23 protein-coding genes are annotated in these 19,447 nt (G+C 65.8%); 12 read left to right on the top strand and 11 right to left on the bottom strand.

Annotated features, from left to right (window positions below; all coding sequences use genetic code 11):
* Positions 1-27 precede the first annotated feature (27 nt).
* Together ACX5I6_RS01655 and ACX5I6_RS01660 are read left to right on the top strand one after the other, a co-directional pair.
* A complete protein-coding gene (locus tag ACX5I6_RS01655) occupies positions 28-405 on the top strand; it encodes an ArsR/SmtB family transcription factor (RefSeq protein ID WP_461839230.1) in 378 nt (125 codons plus the stop codon).
* Positions 406-647: 242 nt separating this feature from the next.
* Positions 648-1,505: a cation diffusion facilitator family transporter gene (locus ACX5I6_RS01660; RefSeq protein ID WP_461841646.1), complete on the top strand. Its 858-nt coding sequence runs from the start codon at positions 648-650 to the stop codon at positions 1,503-1,505.
* Between the two features lie 71 nt (positions 1,506-1,576).
* On the opposite strand, the gene ACX5I6_RS01665 is transcribed toward ACX5I6_RS01660, so the two are convergent.
* The 3 genes from ACX5I6_RS01665 to ACX5I6_RS01675 all read right to left on the bottom strand — a co-directional run bounded on the left by ACX5I6_RS01665 (position 1,577) and on the right by ACX5I6_RS01675 (position 5,028).
* Complete coding sequence (locus ACX5I6_RS01665) at positions 1,577-2,746, bottom strand: fatty acid desaturase family protein (RefSeq protein ID WP_461839231.1); 1,170 nt, start codon at positions 2,744-2,746, stop codon at positions 1,577-1,579.
* Positions 2,747-2,759: 13 nt separating this feature from the next.
* Positions 2,760-3,857 carry a ferredoxin reductase gene (locus ACX5I6_RS01670; protein ID WP_285248430.1) on the bottom strand — a complete coding sequence of 366 codons (1,098 nt, stop codon included), beginning with the start codon at positions 3,855-3,857 and terminating at the stop codon, positions 2,760-2,762.
* Between the two features lie 142 nt (positions 3,858-3,999).
* Entirely contained in the window at positions 4,000-5,028 is a 1,029-nt protein-coding gene (locus ACX5I6_RS01675; protein WP_461839232.1) for an LLM class flavin-dependent oxidoreductase, read from the bottom strand.
* Between the two features lie 55 nt (positions 5,029-5,083).
* Here ACX5I6_RS01675 and ACX5I6_RS01680 point away from each other — a divergent pair, with 55 nt between their 5' ends.
* Genes ACX5I6_RS01680 through ACX5I6_RS01695 form a run of 4 tightly spaced genes read left to right on the top strand, consistent with a single transcriptional unit; the run spans position 5,084 to position 7,066 of the window.
* A complete protein-coding gene (locus ACX5I6_RS01680; protein WP_461839233.1) occupies positions 5,084-5,443 on the top strand; it encodes a YnfA family protein in 360 nt (119 codons plus the stop codon).
* 40 nt (positions 5,444-5,483) lie between these two features.
* Positions 5,484-6,290, top strand: a complete 807-nt coding sequence (locus tag ACX5I6_RS01685) for an FAD-dependent oxidoreductase (RefSeq protein WP_461839234.1) — start codon at positions 5,484-5,486, stop codon at positions 6,288-6,290.
* Positions 6,291-6,329: 39 nt separating this feature from the next.
* Positions 6,330-6,734, top strand: a complete 405-nt coding sequence (locus tag ACX5I6_RS01690) for a YidH family protein (RefSeq protein ID WP_461839235.1) — start codon at positions 6,330-6,332, stop codon at positions 6,732-6,734.
* Entirely contained in the window at positions 6,734-7,066 is a 333-nt protein-coding gene (locus ACX5I6_RS01695) for a DUF202 domain-containing protein (protein ID WP_285248425.1), read from the top strand. Before ACX5I6_RS01690 ends, ACX5I6_RS01695 begins: the two co-directional genes overlap by 1 nt.
* Positions 7,067-7,075: 9 nt before the next feature.
* Here ACX5I6_RS01695 and ACX5I6_RS01700 read toward each other — a convergent pair whose 3' ends face one another.
* Entirely contained in the window at positions 7,076-7,474 is a 399-nt protein-coding gene (locus tag ACX5I6_RS01700; protein ID WP_461839236.1) for a hypothetical protein, read from the bottom strand.
* Positions 7,475-7,560: 86 nt separating this feature from the next.
* Here ACX5I6_RS01700 and ACX5I6_RS01705 point away from each other — a divergent pair, with 86 nt between their 5' ends.
* Positions 7,561-7,797, top strand: a complete 237-nt coding sequence (locus tag ACX5I6_RS01705) for a DUF2630 family protein (protein ID WP_461839237.1) — start codon at positions 7,561-7,563, stop codon at positions 7,795-7,797.
* A gap of 82 nt (positions 7,798-7,879) precedes the next feature.
* Here ACX5I6_RS01705 and ACX5I6_RS01710 read toward each other — a convergent pair whose 3' ends face one another.
* Complete coding sequence (locus ACX5I6_RS01710) at positions 7,880-8,566, bottom strand: DUF2848 domain-containing protein (protein WP_461839238.1); 687 nt, start codon at positions 8,564-8,566, stop codon at positions 7,880-7,882.
* A 158-nt stretch (positions 8,567-8,724) separates the two neighbouring features.
* Here ACX5I6_RS01710 and ACX5I6_RS01715 point away from each other — a divergent pair, with 158 nt between their 5' ends.
* On the top strand, positions 8,725-10,134 hold the full coding sequence (locus tag ACX5I6_RS01715) for an MFS transporter (protein ID WP_461839239.1): 1,410 nt from the start codon (positions 8,725-8,727) through the stop codon (positions 10,132-10,134).
* On the opposite strand, the gene ACX5I6_RS01720 is transcribed toward ACX5I6_RS01715, so the two are convergent.
* Positions 10,135-10,791, bottom strand: a complete 657-nt coding sequence (locus ACX5I6_RS01720) for a GntR family transcriptional regulator (protein ID WP_285248421.1) — start codon at positions 10,789-10,791, stop codon at positions 10,135-10,137. It abuts the gene before it with no gap.
* A 32-nt stretch (positions 10,792-10,823) separates the two neighbouring features.
* Between ACX5I6_RS01720 and ACX5I6_RS01725 the strand changes: the two genes are divergently transcribed.
* Together ACX5I6_RS01725 and ACX5I6_RS01730 are read left to right on the top strand one after the other, a co-directional pair.
* Positions 10,824-11,618, top strand: a complete 795-nt coding sequence (locus ACX5I6_RS01725; RefSeq protein ID WP_461839240.1) for a carbon-nitrogen hydrolase family protein — start codon at positions 10,824-10,826, stop codon at positions 11,616-11,618.
* A 324-nt stretch (positions 11,619-11,942) separates the two neighbouring features.
* Positions 11,943-13,292, top strand: coding sequence for an ammonium transporter (locus ACX5I6_RS01730; RefSeq protein WP_461839241.1), 1,350 nt, complete (start codon positions 11,943-11,945; stop codon positions 13,290-13,292).
* Positions 13,293-13,371: 79 nt separating this feature from the next.
* Here ACX5I6_RS01730 and ACX5I6_RS01735 read toward each other — a convergent pair whose 3' ends face one another.
* The gene (locus ACX5I6_RS01735; RefSeq protein WP_461839242.1) at positions 13,372-13,998 is read right to left on the bottom strand and encodes a PadR family transcriptional regulator; all 627 of its coding nucleotides are present in this window, start codon (positions 13,996-13,998) and stop codon (positions 13,372-13,374) included.
* 179 nt (positions 13,999-14,177) lie between these two features.
* On the opposite strand from ACX5I6_RS01735, the gene ACX5I6_RS01740 reads away from it, so the two are divergent.
* Entirely contained in the window at positions 14,178-16,349 is a 2,172-nt protein-coding gene (locus tag ACX5I6_RS01740; RefSeq protein ID WP_461839243.1) for a transglycosylase domain-containing protein, read from the top strand.
* A 43-nt stretch (positions 16,350-16,392) separates the two neighbouring features.
* Here the strand turns inward: ACX5I6_RS01740 and ACX5I6_RS01745 are convergent, their stop codons facing one another.
* From ACX5I6_RS01745 to ACX5I6_RS01760, 4 genes are all read right to left on the bottom strand, one after another.
* Complete coding sequence (locus tag ACX5I6_RS01745) at positions 16,393-16,992, bottom strand: DnaJ family domain-containing protein (protein ID WP_461839244.1); 600 nt, start codon at positions 16,990-16,992, stop codon at positions 16,393-16,395.
* Between the two features lie 152 nt (positions 16,993-17,144).
* Positions 17,145-17,642, bottom strand: coding sequence for an SRPBCC family protein (locus tag ACX5I6_RS01750; protein WP_461839245.1), 498 nt, complete (start codon positions 17,640-17,642; stop codon positions 17,145-17,147).
* A 12-nt stretch (positions 17,643-17,654) separates the two neighbouring features.
* Entirely contained in the window at positions 17,655-17,987 is a 333-nt protein-coding gene (locus ACX5I6_RS01755) for an ArsR/SmtB family transcription factor (RefSeq protein ID WP_461839246.1), read from the bottom strand.
* 79 nt (positions 17,988-18,066) lie between these two features.
* Positions 18,067-18,801, bottom strand: coding sequence for a GAF and ANTAR domain-containing protein (locus tag ACX5I6_RS01760; RefSeq protein WP_461839247.1), 735 nt, complete (start codon positions 18,799-18,801; stop codon positions 18,067-18,069).
* Positions 18,802-19,089: 288 nt separating this feature from the next.
* Here ACX5I6_RS01760 and ACX5I6_RS01765 point away from each other — a divergent pair, with 288 nt between their 5' ends.
* Positions 19,090-19,287 (top strand): hypothetical protein, encoded by a 198-nt coding sequence (locus tag ACX5I6_RS01765; protein ID WP_461839248.1) that lies wholly within the window; start codon positions 19,090-19,092, stop codon positions 19,285-19,287.
* Positions 19,288-19,447 lie beyond the last annotated feature (160 nt).

Consider the following 19,447-nt stretch of genomic DNA (forward strand, 5'->3'; position numbering starts at 1 on the left):
GGGACCCTATTGTGACACTATATGCGCATGAATGCAGATAAGAATGCTTGCTCGCTGGGAACGGACAGCCAGTACGTGGAGTTGGCCGTGGAGGTCTTCTCGATGCTGGCTGACGCCACGAGGGTGCGGATCATCCTTGCCCTTCGCGACGGCGAAATGGCAGTGGGCGCGCTGGCCGACGCGGTAGGCAAATCCCCCGCCGCCGTGTCCCAGCACCTGGCCAAAATGCGGCTGGCCAGGATGGTGTCCACCCGGCAGGACGGGACGCGGGTGCTGTACCGGCTGGAGAACGAACACGCCCGGCAACTGGTGGCCGACGCCATTTTCCAGGCCGAACACGCACTCGGCGGCGAACCGGCGCACCACCGCCCGCCCGCCCACCACGCGCCCGGGAGCGCCTCATGAGCGGGCCGCACCAGGAATCGACGCATGCGCACAGCCATCACGACGACGGCCACGCCAGCCACCATCACGACGACGACCATGGGCACGACCACCATCACGATCACGGGCATGACCGCGACCATGGGCACGACCACGACCACGGCCATGACCACGGGCACCATCACCATTCCGGTTTCCAAGGATGGCTTTTCGAGCTGTTCGTGCCGCACACCCACGATGCCGCGGATTCCATCGATGACGCCATGGAGGCCAGCACCGAGGGCATCCGGGCGCTGAAGATCAGCATGTTCGTCCTGCTGGCCACCACGCTGCTGCAGTTCCTGGTGGTCCTGTTCAGCAGTTCCGTTGCCCTGCTCGCGGACACCATCCACAACTTCTCCGACGCCCTGACCGCAGTGCCACTGTGGATCGCCTTCATCCTGGGGCGCAGGGCCGCAAATCGCAGGTACACGTACGGGTACGGCCGGGCAGAAGACCTCGCCGGCCTGTTCATCGTGGCCGTGGTGGCCCTTTCCGCCATTGTGGCGGGCTGGCAATCCGTTGACCGGCTCATCCATCCGCAGCCCCTGCAAAACCTGGGGTGGGTCATGGCGGCGGGCCTGATTGGCTTCGCCGGGAACGAGGCGGTGGCAATCTACCGCATCCGGGTAGGCCGCAGGATCGGGTCTGCGGCGCTCGTGGCGGATGGCGTGCACGCCAGGACGGACGGCTTCACGTCGCTGGCCGTGGTGATCGGCGCCGTTGGCGTCATGCTTGGTTTCCCCTTGGCGGACCCGATCGTGGGATTGGTCATTTCCGCCGCGATCATGGTGCTGTTGTGGGGGACGGTACGCAGCATCGGGCGGCGGCTCATGGACGGCATCGAGCCGGAACTGGTGGAGCTCGCCGAGGCCGCACTCGCAGAGACTCCCGGGGTCCTCGCGGTCCGGCAGCTGCAGCTGCGGTGGTCCGGCCACCGGCTGCAGGGATCCGCCCGCCTGGAACTGGCCGAAACCGGGTTGTCGCAGGCGGCAGAGACCCTGGACCGCGCCGAGCACCGGCTCCGGAACGCCCTGCCGAAACTGGACCACATGCTCCTGGCGCCTGAAGCCCGGCGCTAGAGCCTCAACGCAGGAAGTGACCCCGCCGGACATCTCCGGCAAGGCCACTTCCTGCGTCGTACGTGTGGTTCCTAAGCCCGGGCAGCCTTGCCGGGCAGCGCCAGCTTAAACACCTTCGCCCAAGACGAACCCACCTGCTTGAGCAGTGGACCGGTGGTGTACTTCAGGCCATAGCGCTGGCAGATCTCGCGGACCCTGGGGGCCACCTCCGCGTACCGGTTCGAGGGCAGGTCCGGGAAGAGGTGGTGCTCGATCTGGTGCGACAGGTTGCCGGTCATGAGGTGCATGAACCGGGACCCGGAAATGTTGGCGGAGCCGATCATCTGGCGAACGTACCAGTCGCCCCGGGTTTCACCTTCCACCATTTCTTCGGTAAAGGTGTCGGTGCCTTCCGGGAAGTGGCCGCAGAAGATAACGGCGTGGGCCCACACGTTGCGGACGGCGTTCGCGGCGATGGTGCCGAACAGCGCCTGCTTGGCGGAGCCGGTGAGCATCGCGAGGGCAGGCGTGGCAGCGTAGTCCTTGGTGAACTGGGTGATCACCTTGCGGCCAAGGGCCTTGAGGTCCTTGAGCAGGGCCTCCTTGGACTTGGTGCCTTCCTTGTATTCGGTCAGTTCGAGGTCGTAGACGGCAATCCCCCACTCAAACACCGGTGCCAGGATCGCATTGAACAGCGGGTTGGCCAGGTTGATGGGCTTCCACGGCTGGTTCTCATCCATCCGGAGGAGGTTGTATCCAACGTCGTTGTCTTTGCCCACCACGTTGGTCCAGCGATGGTGGAGGTCGTTGTGCGTGTGCTGCCAGGAGCGCGACGGGGTGACGAAGTCCCACTCCCACGTGGTGGAGTGGATGTCCGGATCCCGCATCCAGTCCCACTGTCCGTGCAGGATGTTGTGGCCGAGCTCCATGTTTTCCAGGATCTTGGCCAGGCTCAGGAGTGTGGTGCCGGTAACCCAGGCAGCCTTGTTCTTGCTGACCAGCAGGGCGGCCCGGCCGGAGATTTCGAGCCCGCGCTGGATCTTGATCATGCGGCGGATGTAAGCGGCGTCTTCCGCACCGCGCTTCCCCAGGATTTCGTCCCGGATGGCGTCGAGCTCACGGCCCAGCTCCGCCACCTGTTCGTCGCTGAGGTGCGCTGCCGCCGGGGGCCGGACCGTGGGGCTGCCGGATTCTGCGAGCTTGCCGGGGCGCGTTCTTGAGCTTCCCGTGGCCGTGGCCTTGGCGGGTGAGATTACTGACATACCGTGGTGCTCCTCAGATTTCGAGGTTGACGGGTCCGGCGGCTGCCGAGACACACGTTTGGATAAGTTCGCCGGGTTCGCCATGGACTTCCCCGGTGCGGAGGTCGCGGACCTGGCCGGCCAGGAGCGGGGTGAGGCAGCTGTGGCAGATACCCATACGGCAGCCGCTGGGCATCAGGACCCCGGCGTCCTCGCCGATGTCCAGGATGGGGGTGTCGCCGTCGGCCTCCACCTCCCGGTCGGAGGCCTCAAAGGTGACCAGGCCGCCGTCGTGCCCTACACCGGCGTTGAAGGTGGTGTTAAACCGTTCGATCATCAGGTTGCCGGGGTCACCGGCCACTGCGACGTCGGTCCCGGGCGCGCGGGTGGTCAGGGCTGCCCGCTTCCACAGGGCTTCGGCGTCGTCCAGGAAGCTGTCCGGGCCGCAGGCGTACGCTGACCTTTCCTTCCAGTCGGGGCAGATCTCGTCCAGCTCCCGGGTGCTGGAGAAGTCCATCCGGCCCTGTTCGCCCGTGTACCAGTGCGCCAGCCGGAAGTTGGGGAACTGGTCCGCCAACTCGGCCAGTTCCTCGCGGAACAGGCTGTCACCCGGGGTGCGGGCGGAATGGACCAGGACGACGTCGGCATCGGGCCGCCGCGGGACAAGGGTGCGGATCATGGACATCACCGGGGTGATGCCGCTGCCGGCCGTGACCATGAGCAGGGGCCGGGGGTGCTCCGGAAGTACGAAATCACCCTGTGGCGGGGCAAGGAACAAGACATCGCCCGGCTTGGTGGTACGCACCAAGGTGCCGGAAACAGCTCCGACATCCGTAACGGTGATGGCGGGGTCCTTGCCCGCCGGGGCGCTGAGGGAGTAGGAACGCCAGTGGCGCACGCCGTCGAGTTCGACGCCGATGCGCGCCCACTGTCCGGCAAGGTGCGCCTTCCAGCCGCGCCCGGGACGGAAAAAGATCGTGGCCGACTGCGCCGTCTCCTGGACCACGCGGGTCACGACGCCCCGGAGCTGCCGGGCCGAGTAGACAGGGTTGAACAGGGACAGAATGTCCTCTGGCGCCAGAGGCGTGGTCAGCACAGAGGCCGCTTGGGCCAGCTGTCGTAGCCGGATCATGCGATCAAGCCTAAGGCGGTGTGAGCCATATTTCTCTCTCTCCGTCATATGACCGTTCCGCAGTCACACAGTAGTAGGGGCGCGAAGCCCCCACCACGCTCTTCAAGAGTAACGGTTAGGTCTCACGGAAAGTTCCCCGGCTTCAGCGGCGGCGCCATCCCAGGGCGGGCGCAACGTGTTCCACGATGGTGCCCAGGAGTTTGGCGTTGTACTCCACACCCAGCTGGTTGGGGACGGTCAGCAGCAGCGTGTCCGCCGCCTGCACTGCCGTGTCTGCCGCCAGCTGCTCCGCCAGGAGATCAGGAGCGCCAACATAGCTCTTGCCGAACCGTGCGGTGAAGCCGTCGATCACACCCACCTGGTCGCGGCCGTCCCGGAGCGCGCTGCCCGCAAAATAGTAGCTGTCCTCGTCATCCACGATGGGAAGGACGCTGCGGCTGACCGACACCCGTGGAGGGCGTGTATGTCCTGCCGCGGCCCACGCGTCCCTGAACAGCTGGATCTGTTCGGACTGGAGTTCATGGAATGGAACGCCGGTGTCCTCCGTGAGCAGGGTGGAGCTCATCAGGTTCATGCCGAGTTCAGCCGCCCACACCGCGGTCTTCCGGCTGCCGGCACCCCACCAGATCCGGTCCCCCAAACCGGGTGACTGGGGCTGGACGGGCAGGAGTCCGGTGGCACCGCCGGCGTACCTGGGATCTGCCTGGGCCACGCCCGCACCCGTAATGGCCAGGCGGAAAGCCGCGGTATGGCGCCGGGCCATGTCCGCGTCGGTTTCCCCGGGCTGCGGCAGGTAGCCAAAAGCCGAAGCGCCGTTTCGGGCAGGTTCAGGTGAGCCGCGGCTGATTCCCAGCTGCAGCCTTCCGCCACTGATCAAGTCGGCGGCAGCCGCTTCCTCCGCCATGTACAGCGGATTCTCGTAGCGCATGTCAATAACGCCCGTGCCGATTTCCAGCCGGCTGGTGCGTGCGGCAATGGCTGAAAGGAGCGGGAACGGCGAGGCCTGCTGGCGGGCGAAGTGATGGACACGGAAAAATGCGCCGTCAACTCCGAGTTCTTCGGCGGCCACCGCAAGATCAATCCCTTGGAGGAGGGCGTCGGCCGCTGTCCGGGTGCGGGAACCCTGCCCGGGACCCCAGTGGCCGAAGGAAAGAAATCCAATGCGCTCCATACTTCCTCCCAACCGCGCGGCAGCCTGCTGAATTCCCGGCTGGCATGATGGCTGCGTGGATATTCCCGAAGAAACCGTCAGTGTCTTTAAGACGATTGTGCTGTTCGTCCTGGCCGCCGCAGCCGAAATCGGGGGCGCCTGGCTGGTATGGCAATCCGTCCGCGAGGGCAGGGACTGGTGGTGGGCCGGACTGGGCGTGATCGCCCTGGGCGCCTACGGCTTTGTGGCCACCCTCCAGCCCGACGCGCACTTCGGCCGGATCCTGGCGGCGTACGGCGGGGTGTTCGTGGCCGGTTCCCTGGCCTGGGGCATGGCGTTCGACGGTTTCCGTCCGGACCGGTGGGACATCGCCGGGTCCGTGGTGTGCCTGCTGGGCGTAGCGCTGATCATGTTCGCCCCGCGGAGCGGGGCGTGACGGGTAGCTAGACTCTGGCCACCACGAAAGGCGGAGAGCCGTGGAACGGGCGGACTACTGCATCATTGGTGGCGGAATCGTGGGCCTTGCCACCGCCTGGCAGCTCCTGCGGAAAGAGCCCGACGCGTCGTTGGTCCTGCTGGAGGCGGCTCCCGCACTGGCTTCGCACCAGACCGGGCACAACAGCGGCGTCATCCACTCCGGCATCTACTACGCCCCGGAGAGCCTGAAGGTCCGGTTCATCCCCAGCACCGGCATCGTTGACTACCAGGAGGTGGCGCGCAAGGTGGCCGGACTCATCACGGCCGCCGGCGGACGCGTCCACACCGGAGCCCGGGTCACCTCAATCGTGGAGCACGCCGGCCACGTGGAGGTTGGCACGGACCGGGACTTGCCTTTCCTGGGCGTGCACCTGACCCCCACCATCGACGGCGGCATCACCGTAGGACCCAACGCGGTGCTGGGCCTGTCCCGGGAGGGGTACGCCAAGTTCTCGGTCCATCCGAAGGACGTGGCCCGCTACCTGCGCTTTCCGGGGTTGTGGCACGTGGCGAGATCCAATGCCGCCACCGCCGTGCGGGAGGTCCGGAACTCCCTGTTCAAGGGAAGCTACCTGCAGAAATGCCGCAAATACGCGCCAGGCCTGGCCAAAGAGGACCTGCTGCCGCGAGAGGCAGGCATCAGGGCGCAGGCGGTCCGCCGGGATGGGACCCTCCTCCACGATTTCCTGCTGGCAGGGACGGACCGGATGCTCCACGTGTTGAATGCCCCGTCCCCCGCAGCCACCGCCGCGCTCCCCATCGGTGAGCATCTGGCCGCCAAAGCGGCACTCCGACGGGCGGCCTGACCGGAGTCCCTGCTTTGACGGCGCGGCTACACTGGGCCCGTGACCAACAGTGAGCATCCGCCCGGGACCGCGCCCCCGCCGCCGCGCGGACGGCTCGCCGAACGCCTGTTGCCAGGCGGCGAGGAACCGGACCCGCGATTCACCCTCGCGAACGAACGCACCTTCCTCGCATGGATCCGCACCTCCCTTGCGCTGCTCGCCGGTGGCATTGCCATCGAGGCCTTTACCTCAGGCCTCTTCATCGAGCCGGTCCGCAAAGGCCTGGCCGTCGTCCTGCTCCTGATGGGCATGATGCTCAGCGGTGGCGCCGCCCTGCGGTGGCTTCGCGTGGAGCGCAGCATGCGCAACAAGGCACCGCTTCCCCTGCCCTTCTTCGTCCCCCTGCTGGCCGGGGCAGGCGCGCTGGCAGCCGCCGTCGTCCTCGTTTTCATCCTCCTGCGCTGATGGCGTCCGGCGCACCCCGGCCGCACGGCGATCCGGGCCTCCAACCCGAACGGACGGCGCTGGCCTGGGGCCGGACCATGTTGGCGCTGGTGACGGCGAGCGCCTTCTTCCTGCGCTGGCTTCCCACCTACGGGCCGCCCATCCTGATGCTCCCGGCGGTGTCCGGGGGCGCCGCCTTGGCCATCTACCTCACCCAGCGCCGCCGCTACCGGGCGAGGTCGCACGGCCTGGCCGGGGAGAGCATCGAAGCGGACCTTTCGGCTGTGCTCTGGACCGCGGTCGCGGGCGTCGTCCTCGGTGCCCTGGGCATTGTGGTGGTGGCGGCGGGTTAGGTGCGGAGGCTAGAACATCGGCAGGACGAAGCCGCCCAACAGGGCTACGGTGCCGATGGCCGTCAGGCAGCGGCCCAGGACTGACGCCGTCCTGCCGGCCTCTTCGGGCACGGTGGCCTGCCACTGGGTGGGGCGTTTGGGGTGGTAGTAGATGGGCAACGTGTCCCCCACGGCCATGTCGCGGATGTCGTACGGGGACATGGGGGCGTTGTGCACCTGGTGCTTCCGGTCGTACCAGCGGAACCCCACGCCGGTGGAGTCCGAATACACCACGGCTTGGGCCACGTCCCACGGATGGATGAAGCGGCGGAGGAACCCGGTGTAGAACAGCAGTCCCAGCCCGGCGGGCAGGCACAACCAGGTCAGTACTTCCAGGATGGGACCTGCCATATCGAGCGCAGTGGGCATGAAATCGATGGTACAGCGCGGGGGCTGGTGGCTTCAGCACCGGCTACGTAGGCTGAAGGTGACCGGACCGAAGTGAGGGGAAGCCAATGAATGATCAGGATATTTTGACGCACATCCAGGCCCTCGTTGAAGAGGAGCATGCGCTGCGCGAGGGGTCCGCTGGAGGGCAGGCCCCGGACCAGGCCCGCCTGAAGTACGTGGAAGAGAGCCTGGACCAATATTGGGACCTGTTGCGACAGAGGCGGGCCAAGAAGGACTCCGGCGAAAACCCCAACGAGGCCCAGGCCCGCCCCATCAGTGAAGTGGAGGGCTACAGGCAGTAGCTTCGCGGCACGGAAGGGTTCCGCCGCCCCCGCCGGGGCTGCGGAACCCTTTTCTATGCCGTAAACGCCGCCGGCGGAGCGATTAGCCGATGGGCTGCGGCATCTGCTCCACAACGTACTGGACGTCCAGCGATTCTCCCGTCTCCGGATCCGCCATCTCCACCTTCCAGCTGCGGGCGAACTGGTTGACGCCGCCGGTCATCGCCACGGTGCCGGAAATCAGCACGGTGCCTGGCTGGTTGAGCCCGCGCGCGGACAGCACCTCCAGCCAGTAGTCCGGGGTCAGCAGGGCCTCGAGTGAACTGTCCTGGATGATGGTGTCCGGGGTCTCCCCCTCCCCTACCCAGCCGCGCAGCGTGATGCGGTCCAGGTGGTCCCGCACATCGTCAAGCCGCCACGCCTTGCGGCCCAGGACGTCAGGGCTGGCGTTCTTGCTCCATGCCACACCATGCACTTCGAGCTCACGGTCCGTGTGGTCGCAGGCGACGGTGAGCAGGACGCCGTCGTCTGTGATGACCAGGGCCCATTCCGCCTCGCCGGACGTCCGACCGTGCTGGACCCGGACCTCTGATACCTGCTGCGCGAGGTAGGGCGAGACGGGGTACATGGCCGGAGTGGTGGTGGGGCCGGGGACGCCGAGCTCGGCAAGTTCTGCAATGTGGGCCTGCACCTCATCCTGCTCACGCCCTGCGTAGCCGGCGTTGAGGAGGTGTCGGACCTGCACGTTCTTGATGCTGCCGTCGGGAAGTTCAAAGCTGAGAGCCGTCATGGTGCCGTCCTTTTCGAAGGCCGCGGAGCCGGTGCACCGCGGGAAAATTAACAAACCGGAAACCGGAAACAGTCGCCAATGTACATCCAGTATGCGTAATGTATACATTTAACGCCAGCGTGACAGGCGTCACCTCAAAATCCACCGTGGAGGACACAATGAGCAATTCTCCGGTTTCTGGTGCGGACGCAGCGTCCCAGCCAGGCCCGCCAATCCGCCCCAAAGGCCTGGTCAAGGCTTTTGCGGCGAGCCTGACCGGCACGGCCCTGGAGTGGTACGACTTCGCCGTCTATTCCGCGGCGGCCGCCGTCGTCTTCCCCATCGTTTTCTTTCCGTCCTCCGATCCCCTGACGGGCACCATCCTCGCCTTCTCCACCTACGCGGTCGGCTATGTGTCACGGCCCGTGGGCGGCGTGGTCTTCGGGCGGCTCGGCGACCGGATCGGACGCAAGAAGGTCCTGGTCGCCACCCTGATGATCATCGGCGTGGCAACGGTGCTGATCGGTGTCCTTCCGGGCTACGACAGCATTGGCATAGCCGCCCCGATCATCCTGGTGCTCCTGCGCTTCGCCCAGGGCGTGGGAGTGGGCGGTGAATGGGGCGGCGCAGTGCTGCTCTCCAGCGAATACGGCGACCCGCAGCGGCGGGGTTTTTGGGCCTCGGCCGCGCAGGTGGGTCCGCCCGCCGGGAACCTGCTGGCCAACGGTGCGCTGGCGGTCCTGACCCTGATGCTCACCGAGCAGCAGTTCATCAGCTTTGGGTGGCGCATCGCGTTCCTGGTGTCCGCACTGCTGGTCGGTTTCGGCCTGTGGATCAGGCTCAAGCTGGAGGACACCCCCATCTTCAAGGCGATCGAAGCCCATGGCGAACAGCCGGCCGCGCCTATCCGGGAAGTGTTCAGCACGGAACTGCGGCCGCTTGTTGCCGCCATCCTGTGCCGGGTGGGCCCGGACGTGCTGTACGCGCTGTTCACCGTCTTCACCCTCACCTATGGCATCCAGGCGCTCGGCTACGAACGCAACCAGGTGCTCACCGCCGTGCTGGTGGGCTCGGCTTTCCAGCTGTTCATGATTCCCCTGGCCGGCGCAGTCTCGGACCGTTTCAACCGGCGGCTGGTCTACGGTGTGGGCGCCGTGGCCGGCGCCGTCTGGACCTTTGTCTTCTTTGGCGTCCTTGGCGGAAACAATGAGCCGATGCTGATCGTGGGCATCGTCCTGGGCCTGGCGGCGCACTCCTTTATGTACGGGCCGCAGGCCGCCTTCATCGTGGAGCAGTTCTCACCCCGGCTGCGGTCCACGGGCAGTTCACTGGCCTACACGTTCGCTGGCGTCATCGGCGGTGCCATCGCACCCTTGTTGTTCACCGTGCTGCTGTCGCAGTTCGGCACCTGGATTCCGGTGGCCATTTACGTTGCGGTCGCAGCGGCCGTGACTCTCGTGGGACTTGCCCTTGGCCGGGACAGCAACACCGTGGAGGACCAAGACTACCGCCTGCTGCTGGAGGGCAGCGCCGAATCCCGGGCGGCCGGCGAAGCGGCCCGCGTGTCCGGAGCAGGCGAAGCCCGGTGATCAGCTCCGCAGGAGGATGTCCCGCGTCACGGCGAGGTGATGGTCGATAGCCTCCTTGGCACGGGTGGAATCGCCGGCCACCAGGGCATCGAGGATGTCCTGGTGTTCGGCGCACACCGCCTGGCGCCTGCCTCCGGTGCGGAACAGCGCGGCAACGCCCACCAGGACCTGCCGCACATGGAGCTTGCTGTACGTTCGGGAAATGAGTTCGTTTCCGGCGGCGTCGATGAGCTGCTGATGGAAGAGCGTGTCCAGGCGGATGAATTCGCGGGCATCGTCCGGTTCATTGTTGTTCGGAATCTGCGCCTGCTGCTCGAGGGTGTCCTGCATTTGCCTGGCAGGCACCCGGTGTTCGTCAATGACAAGCTTGGCCGCATGGCTTTCGAGCACGCCGCGAAGTTCCATCAGCTCGGAAATCTCCCGGCCGGTGACCACGGGAACGTAGGCGCCCCGTTGCGGAATGAGCTCCACCAGACCGTCGGAGACCAGAAGCAACAGCGCCTCGCGGACCGGAGTGCGGGACACCCCGATGTCCGCCGCAAGTTCTTGTTCGTTGAGGAAACGGCCTTGGAGTTCCGGGTCCGTCAGGACGTTCTCGCGCAGGTAGGCGTACGCCTTTTCGCGGCCCGAGGCGGCCGAACCCGAAATTTTTACCATACATTATGTATACAACAGATCGGAGATCTTCCATGCGTATCGCCATCGCCCAAATCATCAGCGGCGCCGACACCACAGCAAACCTCGGCATCATCAGGGACTATGCGGCCCAGGCGAAAAACGCCGGCGCACAGCTGGTGGTCTTTCCGGAGGCGGCAATGCGGGCCTTCGGAAACTCGCTGAAAGACATTGCCGAACCACTTGACGGCCCGTGGGCAGGCGAGGTGCGCCGTGTCGCCAAGGACCTGGACATCACCATCGTGGCAGGGATGTTCACCCCTGGAGCGGAAGGCCGCGTCCGCAACACGCTGCTGGTCACGGGCCCCGCCGTGGAGGCGTCCTACGACAAGGTCCACCTTTTTGACGCCTTCGGCTTCACCGAGTCCAAGACGGTGGACGCCGGGGAGGCGCCGGTAACGTTCGAGCTCGACGGCACCGTGTTCGGCCTGGCCACCTGCTACGACGTCCGCTTCCCGGCCCTGTTCACGGCCAACGCCAACGCGGGAGCACACGTCAACATTGTGTGCGCGTCCTGGGGAGCCGGTGAGGGCAAAGCCGAGCAGTGGGACCTGCTGGTGCGCGCCCGGGCGCTGGACAGCACCACGTTTGTGGTGGCGTGCGGCCAGGGTGATCCTGAAACCATCGGCGCAGGCCCCGCAAGTGCGGCGCCCACCGGAATCGGGCACAGCGCGGTCGTTACTCCCCTGGGTACCGCCCTGGTGTCACTCGGCGGACAACCTGAACTCGCCGTCGTCGACATCGATCCGGCGTCCGTGGAGTCCGTACGCGCCACCCTGCCGGTCCTGGCCAACGCCCGCACCTTCTGAACGGGCGGATCGCCGTTCACGGCGCCGAAACATTAGGCGAACGGACGCACGACGGCGGGTTCTCACCCTTGGAGCAGCCGGAAACCCCGCGAATTCCATAGAATCGCGGGGTCCGGCGACAGTATGACCCGTCGCGGTGGGAGCGCGTTTACATTCCTGAAACATGGCTGATACGTGAACTTCACGCAGGAGCGATTTGTGTAACGCAGCCGCAACTTTAGGCGGCATTGGCTGAAACACGCGGCACGAAAAATAGACCGCGGGGGAAATGCCACGGGGCCAAAAGGGCCCCGCACAACGTTCACGCTGCGAAGGGACCCACCAGTGGAAATCACTGCCCAACACGTCTGGCTGATGATTTCAGCCGCGATGGTACTGCTGATGACTCCTGGCCTTGGCCTCTTCTACGGCGGCATGACCCGTGCCAAGGCCGCCCTGAACATGATCATGATGAGCTTCATCTCTGCCGGCATCGTCGGCGTGGTCTGGGTCCTATGGGGTTACTCCATGTCCACCGGCGACGGCGTGCTGGGAATCTTCGGCAATCCCGTCACCAGCTTCGGCCTGCAGAACCTCATCGGGTCCCCGGACCTGCTCAAGGCCGGGTACAGCGCCACTTTCGCCATCATCACCGTGGCCTTGATCAGCGGTGCCATCGCCGACCGCGCCAAATTCAGTGCCTGGGCCCTCTTCGTGCCCGTCTGGATCACGGTGGTCTACTGCCCCCTCGCCTACATGATCTGGGGCGGCGGCCTGATGAGTGCAGGCGGCGCCGTCACGGCAATCTTCGGCCAGGTCATCGACTTCGCCGGCGGCGCGGTGGTGGAAATCAGCTCCGGCACGGCCGCACTGGTGCTCGCCATCATCGTTGGCCAGCGGCACGGCTTCGCGAAGGACCCCAACCACCGCCCGCACAACATCCCGTTCATCATGCTGGGCGCAGCCATCCTGTGGTTCGGCTGGTTTGGCTTCAATGGCGGCGCCGCAACCAGCGTGGAGCAGGCCGGGCTGATCTGGGTCAACACCCTGATAGCCCCCGCCGCGGCGATGCTGAGCTGGCTGGTGACCGAAAAGGTCCGCCACGGGCACCCGACCTCCCTGGGTGCCGCCTCCGGCGTGGTTGCCGGCCTGGTCGCCATCACGCCGTCCTGTGCGAACATCAGCCCGCTGGCGGCCGTCGGCCTGGGCCTGGTTGCCGGGGTTGCCTGCTGCGTATTCGTGGACCTCAAGTACCGCTTTGGACTCGATGACTCCCTGGACGTGGTGGGAGTCCACCTGGGCGCGGGCCTCATCGGCACCCTGGCGCTGGGATTCATTGCCCTGCCCGTAAACGGCCAAGGAGGCGGGCTCTTCTACGGCGGTGGCATCCAGCAGCTGGTGGCCCAGGGGGCCGCCGTCGTCATCACCCTGCTGCTCTCCGGAATCGGGACGGCAATCATTGGCCTGGTCATCAACAAGACGGTCGGATTCCGTGTCAGCCGTGAAGCTGAGACCGCCGGCGTGGACCTGTCCGAGCATGCGGAGACGGCCTACGCCTTCGGGGAAATGGGCTCGGGCTTCAGCGCCCTGGGCCAGATGCTGACCCACCACGCCGCCCACGCCGCCGCGGGCCCGGCCAAAGCCGCGGCACCAGCCAAGACTGAGGTGCCCGCCAAGGAAGACGCGTTCGCGTAGATTCTGTACCCGGGAACAACGTTCCCGGGTCCTGCGTCCGGGCGGAGCCGGTGCCTGCCGGCCGGACCGCCCGGAGCTGCTAGTCAGCAAGGATCTTGTAGAGGGCCCGGCGCGTTTCATCCATCTTTGCGACAGCCGCAGCGCGCTGTTCCCCGGTCACACCGGCACGGAATTGATGGATGGCACCCATCAGCTTCCCAATGCTCTCGTGGAAGTCCCGGTCCGCGCTGTCAGGCTCTGCATTCCAGGCGTTTTCCATCTCCTCTGCATGCTCTGCCACATAGGCCCTGCCCGCGTCGGTGAGTGCGAATTCTGTTCCCCGGCCCTCGCTGAGCGCCTCGATCAGCCCTTCGTCCACCAGTTGCTGGAGGGTGGGGTAGATCGATCCGGGGCTGGGCCGCCACATGCCACCGGTCTTCGTGGCAATGGTCTTGATCAGCCCGTAACCGTTGGATGGCGCCTCGGCCAAGAGGGAGAGGATGGCCGCGCGGACATCCCCCCGGCTGGCCCGCCGGCCGCCGCGGCCAAAACCGGGACCGAACCCAGGACCAAATCCCGGCCCAAAACCGGGCCCAAACCCAGGCCCAAAGCCGGGCCCAAACCCAGGCCCGCGGTGCCCGTGCGGACCCCTGTGGGCCCTCCCCCGTTCGAAGCGGCCTTTGGCGAATTCCGGGCCCGAGTGCTTGTCGTCGAATATGCCTTTCATAGCGGCATCGTCCTTTCACTTCAGATATCTCGCTGATTGCTTCAGCGATAGTTAACGATATGTCGTTAACTATCGCTGGTCAAGACCTTTGGCGTGACCAAATCCTGACCTTCAGGCCCCTGTTACGCCGTTGGCCGGCGGCGTATCCTGTTCACACCTTGGAGCACGAGGGCTGAGGAATGGCGAAGAAGCGCAAGCGCAGGCATGGATTCGGCGCAGCCATGGGGCGGCTCGCGGGGTTCTTTGCAGCCAGCATCCTGTGCGGCGTACTGGCTGCCAGCCTGGTGGTTCCGGCGGTGGCAGCCGCGGGCCTCGGCGTCAGCTCGTCCATTGGATTCTTTGACAGCCTGCCGGCGGAACTGACGGTGCAGCCGCCGTCGCAAGCCACCAAGGTCCTGACGGCCGACGGCCAGCCGATCGCGACCCTCTATGCGGAGAACCGCGTTCGGGTGCCGCTGGACCAGATGTCGCCCTTCATCAGGGACGCCATTATTTCGATCGAGGACAGCAGGTTCTACGAGCATGCCGGGGTGGATCCGCAGGGCATCCTCCGCGCACTGTTTTCCAACCTGACCAAAGGCGGCGAGCAAGGGGCGTCAACCATCACCCAGCAGTACGTCACGAATGTCCTCAATGAAGCGCAGCTTTCCCAGGACAGGCCGGATGCGGCGGTCCTGAGCGGGCAGAAGAACCTCGGTGACAAGCTGCGGGAGATGAAGCTGGCCATCGCCCTTGAGAAGAAGTACACCAAGAACCAGATCCTTGAGGGCTACCTGAACATCGTCTTCTTCAGCAGCAACGCCTACGGGATCGAGGCGGCGGCCCGCTACTTCTTCAGCACCACGGCCAAGGACCTTACCCTGCCGCAGGCAGCCCTGCTGGCCGGGCTGGTGAACAGCCCTACGTTCTACAATCCGGCCGCCCATCCGGACAACTCGGCAGTGCGCCGGAACCAGGTCCTGTCCGAAATGCTGCGCCTGGGCAAGATCACCCGGGCCCAGCATGACGAGGCCGTGGCCACTCCCGTCGAATTGAAGATCACGCCCCAGGAACAGGGATGCGCCAATGCCGCCATGGCGCCGTACTTCTGCGATTACATTTCCCACCTGATCCTGAACAATCCCGCGTTCGGGCAGAGCGAGGCCGAGCGCGAGCGGCGGCTGTACCGGGGCGGACTCACGATCGTGACCACCCTGGACAGCAGGCTCCAAGCCGCTGCCCAGTCACAGGTGGACGGGACGGCAGGCGCCAACCCGGACCGCTGGGCCGCGTCCCTGGTGAGCATCCAGCCCGGCAGTGGCAAGATCCTGGCGATGACCCAGAACACGGTGTTCCTTCCACAACCCGGCAAGTTCGACACGAACCTGAATTTCAACGTGGACGCCAAGGACGCGCAGGGCAACGACCTCAACGGGGCGGGCGGGTTCCAGCCGGGATCGACCATGAAGCCGTTCACATTTGCCGAGTGGCTGAACGAGGGCAAGGCCCTAACCGCGGTGGTGGACGCGTCACGCCGGGTCTATCCTCTCGACTTCCCGTGGAAGGACAGCTGCGGCAAAGTGCTCGGCGCCTATGACACAGCCCAGGACAATCCCGCGCTTGGCGCGGCCGACGACCTGCAGAATGCCGAAGACGGCTTTTACCGGCCAATGCCCGTTAATTACGGCCTCTACAACTCGATCAATACCGCTACGTTCGCCTCGGCAGCACAGCTCGATTTCTGTGGCATCCAGAAGATGGTGGACTCGGTGGGCCTCCACAGCGGACTGGACGGCACGCCGGTCAACATGCACCAGCTGGGCAACCTGCTGGGCGGCACCGGAGTCGCGCCCCTGACCCTTGCGAACGCTTTTGCCACCTTCGCCACCGAGGGCCGCTACTGCACACCCATCGGCCTGGTGGAGGTCACTGATGCCGCGGGCGCGAAACTTCCCATACCGGCCCCGGACTGCCGTGACGCCGTCAAGCCGGATGTGGCCCGCGGTGTGAACTCGGTGCTGCAGGACGTCTTGAAGCGGGGATCAGGTGTATGGATCAACCCGAAGGTGCAGGACAAGTTCCCCACAGCGGCCAAGACCGGAACGTCGAACAACAACGGCTCCACCTGGGTGGTGGGCTACACCACCGGACTGGTTACCGCGTCCTTCTTCGGGGATGCCCTGGGAGGCCAGAAGCGGGCCGGGCAGAACGTCACCATCAACGGCACGTTCTATCCCAGCCTGGACGGTTACATGATTGCCGGGCCGCAGTGGGCCAACTACATGCTCAAGGTGGCGGCCCTGTATCCCGCGGCACCGTTCGCGCCGCCGCCCGCATCGATGATCGGCCCAAATCCGACTCCGAAGCCCTGACAACGAAGCGAGCGGCGCGCGAACGGATTGCGCCGTCAAAGCGCTAGCTGCGGCCAGGCCCTTTCCACAGCCGCTGCCACCAGGAACGCGCGGGCTCCGGCTCCGCGGGAACTTCCACGACGCGCGCTGCCCGGCGGCTCCGCCAGCTGTCCAGCTCCACTTCCACGTCCCGTGTCTTCGTGATGACGGGCGGACCGCCCTGCAATTGCCGGCGCGCATCGACAACCCGCCGGTTGAAGTCCTGCAGGAGGTCCCGGACCTGCTGCTCGGTGGACAGGGCGTCGAGCGTTGCATCGAGCTGGGCGTCCTCAGCGCGGAGCAGAATGGCGGCCGGCCCCAGGCCGCTGATATTCTCCCGCTGGATCAGCCCCTTGACCCACCAGTCCGGATCATAGGAATCGCCTAGGCCTGGGATCGGTTTGCCGGCGTACTTGAGGTTGTCGAATTTGCCCTGTGCCATGGCATCGCGGACCAGGTACTCCGCGCGTGCGGCGTCGCTGACTTTCCGGCGTTTGTCTCGCTCCCGGGCGTCCAGGGCGTCCAACGCGGCTTCTTCCTCGGCGCTGATGCCCGCGCCGCGGTATGAACGCACCTCGGCCGCCCGCTCCAGCCGCCGCCGGAACCCCGCTGACCCGCCACTCATTGCCGCCACCGCCTCACATCAGGTTGGTCCGCTTTCCAGTATTGCGGCGCCGGCTTGTGCGTTCAACGCCCCAGGTGGGCGTACGACGGCGGGACGTCCCGCCGTCGTACGCCCACCTGGGGCCGCCGCAAGGTTGCTGCCGGTTGCCGGGTTCAGGTGGTGGCGTGCTCTGCGAGGATGCCGTCTATCTGGCCGGCGGCCAGCGTCATCCCTTCCTCCATACCCATGGCAACCATCTGCTCCAGCTGCTCCTCGGATTCGAACGCGGAGTGGATGGTCATGCGCGTCCGCTCCCCCAACGGCTCAAGCGTGACCGTCGCGTGGGTGACGCCCAAGTCACCCGTGGGGTTTCCGGCGCTGTCCGCGAACCCGTCGTCGAACTGAAGCTCCCGGGGAGCCTCGATGGCCGTGAACTTCCACCAGCCATGGGCCTTCTCACCTTCCGGGCCGGTCATGTAGTAGTTGGCGCGCCCGCCGGGGACGAAGTCGTGCCGGTGGAACGTAGCCGGCCAGGTGGGTGGTCCCCACCAACGCTCGAGCTGGCGGGGGTCTTCCCAGAGCTGCCAGACGCGTTCGACGCCGGCGTCGAACTCGGCGACCAGCGTGAGGGAGAGCGCCTCGGGATTCTTGTCCGTACTGATGACTGTCATGGCCGTGCCTTCCTAACCTTCAGCAAGAATGTCTGCCATCCTGGCGGCCCGCTGCCGCCAGATCTGTTCGTATTCCTCGAGCAGCCGCCGGGCTTCCTGAAGCCCTTCGTGGCTGCCCCGGACGACCTGTTCCCTTCCGCGTTTTTCCTTCGTGACAAGCGATGCGCGTTCCAGCACCGCCACATGCTTTTGGACGGCGGCGAAACTCATGGCGTAGAAGTCCGCGAGCCCGGACACGGTGTACTCGCCCCCCGTGACCCGGCGGACGATGTCACGCCGGGTGGGATCGGCGAACGCCTGGAAGAGCCGGTCAAGTTCGGACTCGCGGAGCTGATCTACAACCATTTGGTTGTACGTTAGTCCGCCGGCATGCAGGTGTCAATGGGTTCCTGAATGCCCATGGACGCCGGCAGGGCCTGCGCTTCTAGGCGTCGAAGTGGGTCCTGACGCCGTTGCCGGTCAACTGCTCGATGAGCTCCTTGGCGACATCCCGGAGTTTCCGGTTGCGGTTGCTGGAGACCTTGGTGAGGATATCCATCGCTTCCTGCTGGGAGCAGCGGTTTTGCGCCATGATCACCCCGCAGGCAAGGTTGATGGCGGTCCTGCTCTCAAGGGCAGCTTCCAAGTCGTCCGCGCGGTTCCGGGCGGTATCGATGCGCACCGAGAGGTGCAGGGTATTGTGGGCTGCGGCCGCGAAACCCGCCGCCTTGTCATAGACGTCCGCCGTGAAAAGGCCGGGCCGGGTGGCGAAGAAATTCAGGGCAGCTCCGGCATCGCTGGTGATTTCCAGCGGCACACCGAGGGTGCTGTGGACGTTGCGTTTGACCAGTTCCTGGTTGTAAGCCTTCCACCGCGAATCCTGCGCGACGTCGTCAATCAGCACCGGGGCCATGTCCCGGAGGGCCCGGAGGCAGGGGCCGTCGCCCAACATTTGTTCAACCTGGTCCAGTTCCAGTGCACGGGCGCTGCTTGCCGCCGCAGTGGATGGACGCCGGCGGAGCTGGAGGGTGACGGCGCACTCAATCTCGGACCCGGCGGCGTCAGATACTGCCTCTGCCGCCAAGCCGGACAGGCCGGACAGGAATTCCACGGCATTGCCCGCGCCCACCAGGATCTCCTGCAGGTGATGAACGGTCTCGTTATCGACAGGATTCAGCATGGCTTTATCCTACGGTTGCCCCACCCTCCGGAAGAGTCGCATGTCGAAGGACAAGGGCCGCGCCCCTGGCTCGAACGTGACGAAAAACACCCGCAACAAAGCGCTTTTTGGTTCCGGGCGCCGTTCCGGCTTGGGCACTATGGATATGAAGGGCGGGCAAGCTCCGCCCCGAAATCCTGGTGACGCAACGAGGCCCACCGGTGAGCGCAGGCCACCGATCCCCGAAGCGTGGACAGGCCACTCCAGCGGCCCGAAGGGGGCCGCACTGACGAAGGAAAGTACTGAACAATGACGTTTAACGCTGCCAAATCCGTGACGCTGAAGATCTGGGACCGGGCCTCTTTCCACGAGACCCTTGATTCCGCGGTCACGGACCTTTCCGCCCGGCACAACACCACCACCTGCCGCATCGCCGTCACGTGCAGCGGACCCAACACCTTCACGCTGAGCGTCCGAGGCGACGAAGCGGCCCTCGCGGCCGCCTAAACAGCACCCCGCGGGGAGTGGACGACGACGGGACCTCCCATCGCCGCCCACTCCCCTTTTTCACGCCTTCAGTCAGGTGTGACAAGGGTCACACCAAAAACCGCGTGACGTTTTCCGCCCTGGCCCCGTCCTTACTTGTGAAGGCGCAGAACGCGCCCTT

The organism is Arthrobacter sp. MMS24-T111, from assembly GCF_054888995.1.